The organism is Maribacter sp. UBA3344 (assembly GCF_002362375.1).
Taxonomy (GTDB): Bacteria; Bacteroidota; Bacteroidia; order Flavobacteriales; family Flavobacteriaceae; genus Maribacter; species Maribacter dokdonensis.
In genome coordinates this window covers 39,804-54,011 of the sequence record NZ_DERI01000021.1, presented here as the reverse complement: position 1 = coordinate 54,011, position 14,208 = coordinate 39,804, and the positions used below count along the sequence as shown (strand labels likewise).

8 protein-coding genes are annotated in these 14,208 nt (G+C 36.9%); 5 read left to right on the top strand and 3 right to left on the bottom strand.

The window, feature by feature from the left end:
- Window positions 1–113: 113 nt before the first annotated feature.
- Complete coding sequence (locus B2Z27_RS13485) at window positions 114–3,239, bottom strand: VPS10 domain-containing protein (RefSeq protein WP_286814044.1); 3,126 nt, start codon at window positions 3,237–3,239, stop codon at window positions 114–116.
- Between the two features lie 73 nt (window positions 3,240–3,312).
- Window positions 3,313–6,477, bottom strand: a complete 3,165-nt coding sequence (locus B2Z27_RS13480; RefSeq protein ID WP_286814043.1) for a WD40/YVTN/BNR-like repeat-containing protein — start codon at window positions 6,475–6,477, stop codon at window positions 3,313–3,315.
- A 273-nt stretch (window positions 6,478–6,750) separates the two neighbouring features.
- On the opposite strand from B2Z27_RS13480, the gene B2Z27_RS13475 reads away from it, so the two are divergent.
- Entirely contained in the window at window positions 6,751–8,055 is a 1,305-nt protein-coding gene (locus B2Z27_RS13475) for an alpha/beta hydrolase family protein (protein WP_286814042.1), read from the top strand.
- 1 nt (window position 8,056) lies between these two features.
- Here B2Z27_RS13475 and B2Z27_RS13470 read toward each other — a convergent pair whose 3' ends face one another.
- Window positions 8,057–8,197: a hypothetical protein gene (locus tag B2Z27_RS13470; RefSeq protein ID WP_156894553.1), complete on the bottom strand. Its 141-nt coding sequence runs from the start codon at window positions 8,195–8,197 to the stop codon at window positions 8,057–8,059.
- A 153-nt stretch (window positions 8,198–8,350) separates the two neighbouring features.
- Between B2Z27_RS13470 and B2Z27_RS13465 the strand changes: the two genes are divergently transcribed.
- From B2Z27_RS13465 to B2Z27_RS13450, 4 genes are all read left to right on the top strand, one after another.
- Window positions 8,351–9,697 (top strand): DUF5723 family protein, encoded by a 1,347-nt coding sequence (locus B2Z27_RS13465; RefSeq protein ID WP_286814041.1) that lies wholly within the window; start codon window positions 8,351–8,353, stop codon window positions 9,695–9,697.
- A complete protein-coding gene (locus tag B2Z27_RS13460) occupies window positions 9,694–11,097 on the top strand; it encodes a hypothetical protein (protein ID WP_286814040.1) in 1,404 nt (467 codons plus the stop codon). Before B2Z27_RS13465 ends, B2Z27_RS13460 begins: the two co-directional genes overlap by 4 nt.
- 44 nt (window positions 11,098–11,141) lie before the next feature.
- Window positions 11,142–12,548, top strand: coding sequence for a DUF620 domain-containing protein (locus B2Z27_RS13455; RefSeq protein WP_286814039.1), 1,407 nt, complete (start codon window positions 11,142–11,144; stop codon window positions 12,546–12,548).
- A 247-nt stretch (window positions 12,549–12,795) separates the two neighbouring features.
- Window positions 12,796–14,202, top strand: a complete 1,407-nt coding sequence (locus B2Z27_RS13450) for a DUF5723 family protein (RefSeq protein ID WP_286814038.1) — start codon at window positions 12,796–12,798, stop codon at window positions 14,200–14,202.
- Window positions 14,203–14,208 lie beyond the last annotated feature (6 nt).

Below are 14,208 nucleotides of genomic sequence, written 5' to 3'. Positions count from 1 at the left end.
TATAAGAGGCAATTTCAAGAGCAAGAAACAAGTTCAAATGCAAAACATAAATCACTTTTCTCTTTTTTGGTCTTATAGAAGTTCAAAGTTAGTAAAAGTCGATTGAATGTATTTTATAATCTTATTGCCCCAATTCCTGCATCCCACAGGGTTTTATTATAAGCAGGTATTGCCGTATTCTTTAATTGAGTTCCCCTAGCTTTTAGACCCATCCATTGCGCATCTAACTCAGTCTTTCTGTCTATACTAGACTTATTCAACCTGGGGATACTGCTATTGGTCTGGTTGATCATGAACAGGTATTCAGCCGTAAATTTATTTGGGAAGTTCTCCACATCATCATAAGCTTGGGATTTACGTTGCACCATTTCAGCATCCCAGGCCTTCATATCGGTCAGTAGTTTTTCACCGGCAGTTTTCACCGTTGGATCCGTTACTTTCTTTAAAATTGCGGTCAACTCCTTTTGAGCAGCATATAATTGATTGACCATATTGTGCATTACGGTCAATTCTGCTTCGGCAGCGGTCATAAATACATCGAACTCTTCGTACTGTCCAGGTTTTGTTTCATAGGTAGGCAATTCTTTTATAACACCCGTAGTAGTCACTTTTTGACCATCAACGTTTAACGTAAACGTGTAGTTACCAGGAGAAACCTTATGACCTGAAAACCCAGCTTCAATATAGACATCTGGTATACCTGGCATGATAGGATGTTTCATATCCCAAACAAAACGGTTTAAACCTTCATTTTTACTTAAAACCGGTGCCGGTGGAGCGCCACCACCATTATGAGGCTTGTAATAAGGATCTTTTTCGGAACTTATAGTTCTGATTACTTTTCCTTTAACATCTGTAATCTCTAAAGTTATAGCCGTACTATCTTTTAATTTTGGAAGCTCATAATACAATACCACACCATTTGCAGGGTTGACACCTTCAAAAGGATCACTGCCCGTAAACTTTGAAGAATTACCATTTAAAGGACTGCCCCAAGAACCGTTATAGGCTTCTTTTGGCTTTAGCATCTGAAGTCCTTTTTTAGATGTCTGATATTGACCTAAGGCAATGATATCATCCAAAACCCAAAACGAGCGTCCAGAAGTAGCTACTACTAAATCTCCCTGATGAACTTTTAAATCGGTAATAGGGGTTTTTGGCAAATTCAATTGAAAAGGCTCCCAAGATTTACCTCCGTTCCATGATGCATATATTCCTTTTTCGGTACCTGCATATAACAGGTCTTTCTTAAACTCATCTTCACGAACTACGCGGGTAAATGCGCCGTACGGAATCCCGGAGTTTATTGCCGTCCATGTTTTGCCATAATCGGTTGTTTTATAGAAGCCAGGCGTGTAGTCATTAAACTTATACCTTGTCGTAGCAATATAAGCCGTAGCAGGATCATGCGGAGAAACTTCAATGGCATTGATCAAACATTCCTTTAAACCTTTAGGGGTAACGTTCTCCCAAGTTTCACCACTGTTTTTGGTCAAATGCACCAATCCGTCATCACTTCCGGTCCAGATATATCCTTTTTCGTGTGGGGATTCCAAGATATATGCCAACGTACCATAATTTTCCGCACCAACAGCTTCATTGGTGTACGGACCTCCACCATTTCCTTGTTTTGCATCGATATCACGTGTAAGGTCTGGTGAAATAATATCCCAGGTTTTACCCATATCCATAGTTTTAAAAACATATTGGGCACCATGATAAAAAGTACCAGGTTCATGTACGGAAGCTATAATTGGGGCGTTCCAATTGAACAAGTATTTCATATCCCTAGCCTCGCGACCTAAATACTGAATAGGCGCTTGCATTATTTGGGTAGCCGATTTTGACACCATATCCATTACCTCAACAGTACCTAAATATTGACCGCCCATAACATACCTTGGGTTATCTAGGTCAAATGCCAAAAAGGCACTTTCACCACCGGCAGAATCGGTCCAATCCCTTGTAGTAATACTACCGCTACCTGTAGACAAACTTGCAATTTTTACAGAGGTGTTATCCTGTTGACCACCATAAATATTATACGGAAATAGATTATCTACACTAATTCTATAAAACTGTGCTGTTGGCATATTGTTCTGTGTAGACCACGTTTTAGCATAATCAAAGGAAACAGATGCGCCACCGTCATCTGCCAATATCATATTTTTAGAGTTATTAGGGTTGATCCACAAATCGTGTGTATCGCCATGTGCAATATCTAGATCCTCCCAGGTTTTTCCACCATCTTCAGATCGTAAAGCAGGAGCACTCAATACATAAACGGTATCTTCATCATTTGGATCAACAAATACCTCTATGTAATACCATGCACGCTGCACCAAACGATTATCGCCACTGACCATACTCCAAGATTCCCCGGCATCATTTGAAACGAACAGACCACCTTTATCCGCATTTGAATCACTTTCAATTAATGCATATACCTTTTCGGAATTAGACGGACTAACGGCAATAGCCATTTTCCCTTTTTCCTCAGGTAATCCTTTATGTATTTTTTGCCATGTTTCACCTGCATCGGTAGATTTATAAAGTCCACTACCGGGTCCGCCACTTACCACCATATTGGGCATACGTTGATGTTCCCACATGGCAGCATACATAATTTCTGGATAATTGGCATCCATAGACAGTTCAGAAGCACCGGTTAAGTTGTTTACGAACAACGTATTTTTCCACGTTTTTCCTCCATCTGTAGATTTATAGATTCCACGTTCAGCATTGCCTTCAAAAAGGGCTCCTTGTGCGGCAACATAAACAATATCTGGATTTGTAGGATGAATGATAATTCGCGATATATGCTGGGTTTTTTCAAGTCCCATTTTCTTCCATGTTTTTCCGGCATCCGTAGATTTAAATACACCGTCTCCGTAAGATGTCATCACCCCACGTGGCGCATGTTCACCCATACCAACATATACAATATTAGGGTTAGATGCCGATACCGAAACAGCACCAACGGAACCCATTTCAAAATATCCGTCAGAAATATTTTCCCACCGTTGCCCTGCAGATTCGGTTTTCCAAACTCCGCCACCTGTCGTACCCATATAATACGTCATGGGGTCACCAATAACGCCCGTAGCAGTTACCGATCGCCCACCCCTGAACGGACCAATATTTCTAAATTTTAAAGGTTTAAAGTAATCATTGGCAGTTTGTGCAAATGTTAAGGTCGTTGCGAGTATCGTTACAAAGTAGAGTAATTGTTTTTTCATGTGTGGCTGCTAGATTTTATTTGAAAAGTAAAAAACCTCCCTAAAAAATAGAGAGGTTTATGTTGATGGATTTTTACTTTCCCTCTTCAATAAACAAATAGTTCAAGTTCAATTCATTGAAGCCTTTGTTAAATTCTTTGAGTTCAGATGATATTACTTCATTAAAAACTTGAAGTTCTTTATTGATCTTAGCTGTTAGTTCATTCTTTACGGCAATGTCTTGTTCAGTTGGTGGAAAGTCGCCTATAGAAACCAAGCTGTTTAAATGACCCAATTTATTGGTCAACTTAATAGGAAAATTTAAAGGATCTTGTCTACTTCTATTTTTAGTCTGATACAGTGCCTTCTCTACCTCACCAAGTTTCTCTTTCATCACTTTTGCCTTTTCGATCAAATCCTTGGTTCTAGCGTCATCTTTATACTGCTCCGTAAATGAATTCAGTTGCTTAGTAACATTTCTAATCTTCTTTATAGATTGATGCGCATTTTCAATGGTAGTATTGATATCGGTAATAAAATCGAATTGCTGCTGCATTTCTTCCACTGAACTTTCCGCTCTTGGGTCTGGCAAAATGGTAAACGTTTCGCTGCTATTGGTACCATTTACGTTCAAATGAACTTTATAATCACCAGGCACTGCTTTTGCCCCGTCTAAACTAGCCCACCAGAAAATCATACCTTCCAATTTGCTGGCTCCTTTACCTCGCGTATCCCAAACAAAAGTGTTCCCGCCTTTTTTAACTTCAAATTTTTTCGCTTCGACTCCGCTCAGCGACCCATCTTTCTTCAAATGATTTTTATATAGCGCCAAGGTATCACCTGCCATACTAGTATAGGTCAACTGAACCGTATCTTTCTCTGAATAATTCTTAAGTAAAAAATGAGTAATTACACCGTTCTCCAAATTCTGTCCTGATGTTTTGGAGGGCTTATTAGCTGCCATACCCTTAGTTCGGTAAGAATCCTTTGGCTTAAACAATACAGTACTTGCACTTTTCTTAGATTCATCTAACTGATGTAAAACAGTTAGGTCATCAATAATCCATAGACTTCTACCTTGTGTAGCCACTATTAAGTTATCATCTTTGATCGTTAAATCCGTAATTGGCACAATTGGCAAATTCATTTGAAAAGAAGACCAGCTTGCCCCGTCGTTGAACGAAACATACATACCGGTTTCTGTACCGGCATATAACAAACCTTTCTTTTTAGGATCTTCACGAAGCACCCTTGTGAAATGTTCAGCAGGTATACCGTTCGTTATTTTTGACCATGTTTTACCATAGTCCGTTGTTTTATAAAGGTAGGGTTGAAAATCGCCCAGCTTATATCTCGTTGCCGCAACATAGCAGGTACCCTCATCAAAATTAGAAGGTTCAATACTATTGATCATATTCCACTCTGGCATATTCGGCGGAGTAACATTTTCCCACGTTGCACCGGCATCTTTTGAAACGTGTATTAATCCATCATCACTACCTACCCAAAGCAAACCTTCTTTTAAAGGACTCTCGTTTGCCGTAAAAATGGTACAGTAATATTCAACACTGGTATTATCTTGAGTAATAGGACCGCCACTTGAACCTAATTTTGTAGGGTCATTTCTTGTAAGGTCACCACTTATAACTTCCCAGCTTTGACCTTCATTTTCCGTTACATGCACATAATTGGAAAAGGTATATAGTTTCTTAGGATTATGTCTACTGAACAGAATAGGGAAATTCCATTGAAAACGGTACTTCATTGCTTCTGCTCCGGCTCCCATAGGATTGTCCGGCCATACATTGACTCCTCTTACAGAACCCGTTTCATGATTTACACGAGTTAGAAATCCGTCATAACTACCACCGTAGACAATATCATCATTGGTTGGGTCTACGGCAATCCATGCAGACTCACCTCCTGCAGTTTCCTCCCAGTTGTTATCATCAATAGTACGACCATCACTTCTATGCTCTATCCGCAAGGTTGAATTATCTTGTTGTGCCACATAAATTCTATACGGGAAAGAATTGTCTGTAGTGACCCTATAAAATTGAGCAGTAGGCTGGTTGTAATAAGTACTCCACGTTTCTCCGCCATCATAGGAAATTTGTGCACCACCATCATCACCAATGATCATACGTTGAGAATTTTCAGGAGAAATCCACAGATCATGGTGATCCCCATGCGGAGCATTGAAGGTATTGAACGTTTTACCACCATCGGTAGACTTATGGTAGTTTACATTCAGCACATAAACAACATCTTCATCTTGAGTATCGGCATACACTCTAGTGTAATACCATGCGCGCTGACGAATTTTACGTTCTTCATTTACAAGAGACCATGTTTCACCTCCATTTTCTGAACGATATAATCCACCTTTATCTTTGTTTTCAACAATTGCCCAAACTTTTTCCGAGTTTTTTGGCGAAACAGCTACTCCTATAATACCTAAAGTATCGGTAGGAAAACCATCATTTTTGGAAATCTCTGTCCAGGTCTCACCACTATCCATACTTTTCCAAAGTGCAGAACCATCGCCACCACTAATTAAACTGTAAGGCGTACGTTGTGCATGCCATGTAGATGCATATAATATTCTTGGGTTGTTAGGATCAAAAGTCAGATCTACCGCACCGGCCTGTTCGTTTACAAAAAGTACCTGTTTCCAATTTTTTCCACCATCGGTACTTTTATATATACCACGGTCTTTTGTTGGTTTATAAATATCACCAAGCACAGCAGCATAAACTGTATTATAATCTGTAGGGTGCACGCGAAGACGAGGTACGTGCCTGCTTTTTTCCAATCCGGCCGTAGCCCAAGTTTTACCACCATCCTCGGTTTTCCACACTCCGTAACCAGAAGATACATTACCTCTTAAGGTTTTTTCACCACCACCAACATAAATGACATTAGGATCGCTTTTTGCAACTTCTACGGCTCCAATGCTTCCACCAAAATATCCATCGGAAATATTATCCCAAGTACGGCCGCCATCCAGTGTTTTCCATACTCCGCCACCAGCTGCGCCAAAGTAAAACAAATTGGGTTCCCCGGGTACTCCAGTTACTGCTGCAGAACGGCCACCACGAAACGGACCTATTAATCTATAATCTAAACTAGAATATAATTCCTCTGGGTAGGTCGGTAAAGTACTTTGTAATTTGTTTCTTCTTTGAGATAGTACCGATAACGGCAATAGCAAACATGCCAGCAAGAGTATGCCAGCATTGGTAAGGTGCTTTTTCATTTTGATAGTTTGAAGTTAGTCTTCTCTAAAATTAAACAATTAGTTGAGCAAATGTTGATTTTAAGATTTTATTAGCATCTCTAGAACAGGATTATTATCAAAATGAAAATTTACTAGGCATTTACAAATTCAATCTTTAAAAAGAAGGGCAACTATTCCTATTTAAATAATTAAGTATTCCTAGAAAGGAAAAAAAAACAGTTCTGTAACATTAACAATAAAATATGCGAACAATTAAAGTATTCTTATATTTAGAGCAAAAAACTAACAATTATGAAATTTAGAGCGCTATTATTTTCGGCATCGTTAATTGCCATTCTATTCAACGGATTGACAATAAATACGGTTAATGCCCAAACCAATGATTTTCTTTACGGAGACCAATTACCAGATGCACCAGAACTAAGTGCCAAAGGGGAATATAAGGTAGGTGTAAAGACGGTAAACCTTGTTAACCCCAACCAAGTAGATATTTTAAATTCAAAAGAAGGTAACGACCCAACGTATGACAGACCAATTACGATTGAAGTTTGGTATCCTGCCAATGTAGGCGACGATGCTAAAACCGTTGTATATGATGAAGTCATGGGGACTAGGGGAGATTCGTTAAGACCTTTAACTCCATTTACCTTTAAGGGACGCGCATACAGAGATGCCGCACCAAAGACCGGAAATAAGTTTCCTTTGGTTGTTGTTTCTCACGGTTATGTTGGCTCTAGATACTTAATGACCTATTTAACCGAAAACCTCGCATCTAAAGGGTATATCGTTGCAGCCATAGATCATACCGATTCAACTTTCAAAGACGCCAATGCATTTCAAAGCACATTATTGAACAGACCAAAGGATATTCGTTTTGTAATCAATGAAATGGAAAAAATGGGTGCAAAAGGCTCTAAAAATAATTTAGAAGGTGTAGTAGACGCTAACAATACCGCAATTATAGGGTACTCCATGGGAGGCTACGGTGTATTAAATGTTGGCGGGGCCGGTTATAGCGCTGGTCTGGCACAATTCTTTACAGGAATGACCGGTGGCAGCACTGCTATTTCAGTACATACAGCCGGAAATGCTGCTTACGAAAAAATGACCGATGCTAGAATTAAGGCAATCGTAGCATTTGCACCATGGGGAATGGAACGTGGTGTTTGGGATGCCGAAGGATTAAAAAGATTAAAAACCCCTACTTTTTTTATTGCCGGCAGCCAAGATGATATCTCTGGTTATGAAAAGGGAATCAAAGCCATATACGAGGGTGCAGTAAATGCCGACCGTTATTTGCTGACCTATATGAATGCAAGACATAATGTAGCCCCTAACCCACCACCAGCAGAAGCTTTGGCACCAGGTCTACATATAGATGAATATTACAGATACGCAGAGCCATCTTGGGATCAGCGCAAAATGAATAATATAAACCAGCATTTTGTAACTGCCTTCATAGGTAAGCATTTAAAAAACCAAGACAACACCAAGTTTTTAGAAGTTCAGGAAGATTCCAACGAAAAAGTCTGGACAGGTTTTAAACCTAGGTCATCTACCGGAATGGAGTTGTTACATGCACAACCTGCAAACTAACCTAATTTCTCAATTTAGCTGCTTTAGGAACTTCTTCCTTTAGCAGCTTCATATATGTGTTTTGATTGGAAATCAACTCTTTCAATTTCCATACCAATAGAAATATGGCAACCGCGATCAACTGTGATAAAATAAAAATCATATTCGTATTCTTTAGCGTTTCTAACGCTACTTACGGAATAATCTGAAAAAGGTTTACTACCTTATTAAAATACCCGTAATCGGGTATTTTAACATATTTGAATATCAGATAGTTTTGGCATTAATCGACATTATCGTTTAATCTAAAATTATTATGAGAAACTTCTTAATCCTTTTAACTGTCTTCGCAAGTGAAATAGCACTTAGCCAAAACTACGTAGGGTATGATACCGATAACTACAGTGGGATTCATGCAATATTAAACAACCCAGGCGCTCTTGCTGATTCCAGAACAAAATCGGAAGTAAGTGTACTTTCTGTTGGAAGCATATTGGCAACAGATTACGCTAACCTAACCTTAGAAAACCTTAATAAAATTCTTGGTGATGACGGCTTTGAGGGTTCAGAAAAATTTCCTTCTAACAAAAATGAAATTGTTTTTAATGCTGAAATTTTAGGTCCTTCATTTATTTTTTCATTGAATGAAAAAAGTAGTGTTGGATTAATTTCAAGATTAAGAATAGAGAGTAATTTCAATAATGTAAATGGAGAATTATTTGAGGGTATCTATGAAGGCTTTCCAGCTAACAATTTTAATTTTCAACAAGAAAATTTAGATTTTACAACACATGCCTGGGCAGAAATAGGAATTTCATATGGTAGAGTATTATTCAGTAACACCCACAACCTTTTTAAAGGTGGCACAACCATAAAATATCTTATTGGCGGAGGAGCAGTACAAGGCATATCAAACTCATTGGCTGGAAATTACGACAACACAAATAATCAAGTAGCATTAACAGGTGATTTTACTTACGCTATTAGCTATAGTGACGAACAAGACTCAGTCGATTACTTTAATGAGCTTTCATCGGGCATAGGTGCCGATTTTGGTTTTGTGTACGAATACAGGTCTAATTCATCGATAGCAGATTCTAATGCTAATAATCCAAGAGGGTTTAACCAATACAAGCTTAAAATTGGGTTATCAATTATAGATATTGGCAGTATTGCCTACGACAACGGTCAAATTACAGACTACATTATAAATGGAAACGTAAGTGCCCAAGAACTAGAGGAAGATTTTATAGAAACATTAGACAATAATGCATCACAGAACAAATACAATGAAAGCTTTAAAGTATCACTACCTACCTCTATGCATTTAAATATTGATTATAATCTTCACAACAAGTTTTATTTAAACCTCAATGTAAATCAAAATTTAGTAGAAAAAAATGCCTATTTCAATAACAACCGTATAAACCTTATCACCTTTACACCTAGATATGAAACACGCATTTTTGGTGCGTACCTACCGGTTTCTACCGGTAACTTAGGAAAAACAGCTTTAGGTGCCGGTATTAGACTAGGCCCTTTGTTCGTTGGTTCAAGCACTATTTTCAGTAACATTTCCAAACAGGCAAACTTAGCAAATGTCTATGTTGGTCTTAAAATATCCAAATTCCATAAAAGAAAAATTAAAACCTCTCAATTATGAACAAATCATTAATATGCATCTTTCTGTTAAGTATTACTTTAGCTTGCTCTTCACCAGATGACGGCAATTATGTTGAGCCTTTAAAAGAAGACACAGAAGAGTCCATAGAAACGCCAACGGAACCATCTACTCCAGAAACACCAAGTGGAGCAGAACTTTTATTCAATGGTACAGCTATAATGGAGACCAATGATGCAAAAACTCCTTATGTATTATTTAATCAAAACGGTGCAACAGCTACGACAATAGACCAAGATTTAGACGGTGTATTTGAACAAATAATCTTATCAGATGGCGAAAACAGTACTATTATAGAAATAAATTTGGAAACAGGTTTACCATCAAAGATGTATACATCTGAAAATGTACTGGTCATATATAATTTTAAAGATGAAAACACCAATCTTGATATTGCAATTATGCAAGTAAACCAGGAGACTGTATTTATAGAAGATATTGATGTTTCTGACACCTCATTTACCAACAAGTCTATACTAACAAAAAAGGAAGCGGACTGTTCAAAGTTACAAACTCCATTACTTTCAATGGCAAACGGTAAAACCTGGGCTTTAGATAGCTGGTGTAAAATAAAGGAAGACAACAATATTAAGTTTCAGGCTTTAAACTTAACCGCCAAAGAATGTAACGATATTTATAGAGATATGTTCCCGTGTTGTAATCTATCTGTTCTTGAAGATGCGTATTGCACCCAACTTTCAAATCAGTCACTTGTACTCCCTGAAATATCAGCGCTAGCATCTTGTGCTGCAGATGGTAACATTAGTGACTGTATTAATTCTAGCATTATGGATATTCAAAGTTTAATAAGCAAGGCAGAAACTTTAAAATCACAGATTGGAGCAGATGTGATTTTACAAGCAGAACAGTTTCTTTTAGACGTTATAGATGAAAATCTTGAAGGAAACGATGAACTTATTGGGGTATGGAATTTTGCTAAGTACGAAGAATTGTCTGAAGATGACTTAGAAATTGTAGAACATAATAAGGAATACTGTGATGATGCACCTAATGAAAATTCATGTTACACGATAACAGAGTTAACTTTAGAGTTTAAACTAGATGGAACATTTGTCAGCTCTTTAACTGAGTTGGATAAGCAACAAGGACCGGAAGGGCCAGCCGATACCATTGTAGAAATAGAAAGCGGAAATTGGAGTTATGATACTTCAACAAACACCCTAGTATTAGTGGCACAGTCTTACGAATATTTAGAAAACGGTGTGATTGTAGATCAAAACATCTACCCAAATGGAGAAATTATTTCTATTGAACGCTTTACCGTTACCAATACGGAGTTAACCATAATATTTGATGAAGAAGATAACAATGGTGATGGTATTGTGGAAGAAAGTTATACGGAATATTATGTCAAGGATTAACAATTAATAAAAAAATCTTATTTTGTAGAGACAAACGCTTATAAATGAAACAACTAGGCACCATCATATTTATAGTATTTCTGGCTATCGATTTAAATGCACAAGGTTTTCAACAAGATATAGTAACCGAAGATATAGATGAACTCTGTTTTGGCTATCAAAGTGAGATGGCCGACCCAGAAGCTGAACTAATTGTAGATCAAATGATGGCACAAATGCAATTAAAGAAAGTGTTTAAGCTAAGAAAATGTGCCAAGATAAACAATGCAATAGCAACAATAGAGCAAGATAAAAGCGGCAATTCACAGCCATATATTCTTTACGATCCAAAATGGTTAAATAGCATGGATAAATCATCCAAAACAGATTGGGCCTCAATTGGCGTTTTGGCACATGAAGTGGGCCATTTTTTACTATACCATGCATTAAACAAAAAAGGCAGTAATCCAAGATGGGAAATTGACGCTGATCGTTTTGCAGGCAAAACTATGGCTATGATGGGAAGCACTTTAGAAGAAGCTCAAAGCATGTTCGATAATTATACGCTTATAGAAGACAGTAGAACGCACCCTGGAAAAGCCAAACGCCTTGAAGCTGTAAAAACCGGTTGGATGAACGTTAATAATCCTACTAAAAACATTGTGTTAAATGAAAACACTTCGGACCGGGATATAAACCCAGAACTTATATTTACCCGCTATTTTAAAAGTATGGGAGGTCTTAAAAATATGGGGCAGGTAAAACAGATTCAGTTTAAAGAAGTAATCACCGAAAAAATTGGAACTAGGCTAGGGCAAAAACCAAAGGAATATGCATATGAATATGAGCTTAGTTCTAACAAAACAAGAGTCATTTCTAGAAATTTTAGTGATCCGGAAGAATATCTAATTGTGAATAGCGACTCTCTTTCCTATAAGTATTTAGACGAAGAAAAATGGAATCAAGGAGCTCCAAAAATAGGTACAACAGCAAATCAAGATACCTATGATTTTAAACAAAAAATAAGACCTAGTATATTTTATTATTTTGATGATTTTTCATGGATATCAAATCCGGAAATAACCGATTATAGAAGACGAAAAATTATTAATGATGAAGAGTGTTTTACCATTGAGTTCCCCCAAGTAACCACTGAAATTGGTAATTTAAATAAACGAGGGAAACGTATTATTTTGACCAAAAGACACTACTATAGTACTTACACAGGGTTATTGAACGCAATTGAAGAAACAGAAAAAATATCGTTCTATAAGCGTGGTCAAATAAAATCATCTTTGACTAGAAAAACAGAATCGATCATAAATGAATATCAAACCGTAGAGCAAATTCTACTTCCATATAAAATTAAGAAAACCATAACCATTTTAGAAAGTGATCTTCCTAAAGAAGATAAAACTATTTACCAAGAAAGAGAATTATCTAATATTAATTTGATTACTACTTCCCTTTAACAGATAGAAGTTTAAATACTCTTATATTTTTCAGTCACTATAACAGGCTGACCAACAGGAAATAATCAATAAAATACCCATTAAAAGGTATTTTCTATCATTTAAATCAAGTCTATATTTGATTTAATCGGTAAAATCACGATTTATTCGATGAAATTAAATTAAAATCACAATATGGATTAATTTCTTTTAATACTTTTAAAAATCCCCCACGTAATAAATAAACCACCAAACCAACCACAACAAAATGAGAATCAATCCATTACAGATTATTCTATTTACATTAATAATACCAATCAGTATTTATTCTCAAATAGGTCATGGGTTTAGTTTTGACAATTATAATGGAATCTATGGGTCAGTTACCAATCCTGCAAATACTGCACAATCAAAATACAGATGGCACGTAAATGCAATATCCTATAATCAATTGGGAATTTCAGATTTTGGTGCTATTGATTATTTTAATATTGAGAGCAATCCAACGGGATTTAACGGGTTGAATTTTGAAGAACATATAGATGAATCATCAAATTTCAATTTTATGGTTTCCGATTCTGACGTTATGCTCCCCTCTGTTCTATACAACATAAATGATAACCACGCCGTAGGTCTAATTCTTCGATCAAGAAGTTTTTCTGACTATTCCAATTTCAACGGTCAATTCTTTGACCATTTATACAGTGGTCTTGAAAACGCGGAAGGAGGAGGCGAATTTAATTCCTCTTTCAATAACACCACACAACAATGGAAAGAAATTGGGTTAAACTATGCCTTCGTTCTACTAAACGCTAATTATCATTTTATTAAAATAGGGGGTACCGCAAAATATTTATTGGGAAATAAGGCAGTTGAGGCAAGAGGCACCTTAACAGGTAACTACACCTCCGGTACTTTGGGCGAAGTAGATTTTACTTCGGTAGATCTAACATATTTAAATACAGCAGGAGATAATTTACAGAACAATCCTGAAAGATTCTATTCACATGCTTTTGGAGGATTTAGTAATAGTGGATCAGGTTATGGTGGTGATTTAGGTATGGTCTATGAATGGCGCCCTAGGGAGACCAACCGGGTAGATGTACGTAGTAATGCCGGAGCCGTGAATACCTATAAAGTAAAAATCAGTGCTTCCGTTCTGGACATAGGAAGTATTACCTATTCCAATACCATACAACAGGACAGCTTGTTCTCTACCGTACCAACTTCTATTGAAAACAGTGAAATTGCCGATAATGGTTTAGTAGAAGCATTAAGGCAAAGTCCTGATATTACATCAAATCCCCAACAAGGCGAGGTCACTTTTGCACTGCCCCGCTCTTTAAATATAGGTGTAGATTATATACTATTTAATGATAAGAACTACTATATAAATTTAAATTATATAAAATCTTTAACCAAACAAGAAGACTTATATACTAATAGTAGACTAGACCTTATTACACTTACGCCAAGATACGAAACTCAAAAATTTAGTGTGTATTTACCTATTGCCTATGAACAAAATTCAAGTGATGTTTCTGCAGGTATTGGTGTCCGCTTTGGACCAATTACAATTGGATCGGCTTCATTGAGCAATTTTATTATTGATGGTAATATGAAGCATTTATATTTTGGGCTTAACCTACCGCTGTTTCAAGATGTTTTTAGATAAAAGTTT

Bases quoted from the DNA above. Each gene is read 5' to 3' on its own strand.
- B2Z27_RS13475 (WP_286814042.1), top strand. From the start codon at position 6,751: ATGAAATTTAGAGCGCTATTATTTTCGGCATCGTTAATTGCCATTCTA.
- B2Z27_RS13485 (WP_286814044.1), bottom strand. From the start codon at position 3,239: ATGAAAAAACAATTACTCTACTTTGTAACGATACTCGCAACGACCTTA.
- B2Z27_RS13465 (WP_286814041.1), top strand. From the start codon at position 8,351: ATGAGAAACTTCTTAATCCTTTTAACTGTCTTCGCAAGTGAAATAGCA.
- B2Z27_RS13480 (WP_286814043.1), bottom strand. From the start codon at position 6,477: ATGAAAAAGCACCTTACCAATGCTGGCATACTCTTGCTGGCATGTTTG.
- B2Z27_RS13450 (WP_286814038.1), top strand. From the start codon at position 12,796: ATGAGAATCAATCCATTACAGATTATTCTATTTACATTAATAATACCA.
- B2Z27_RS13455 (WP_286814039.1), top strand. From the start codon at position 11,142: ATGAAACAACTAGGCACCATCATATTTATAGTATTTCTGGCTATCGAT.
- B2Z27_RS13470 (WP_156894553.1), bottom strand. From the start codon at position 8,197: ATGATTTTTATTTTATCACAGTTGATCGCGGTTGCCATATTTCTATTG.
- B2Z27_RS13460 (WP_286814040.1), top strand. From the start codon at position 9,694: ATGAACAAATCATTAATATGCATCTTTCTGTTAAGTATTACTTTAGCT.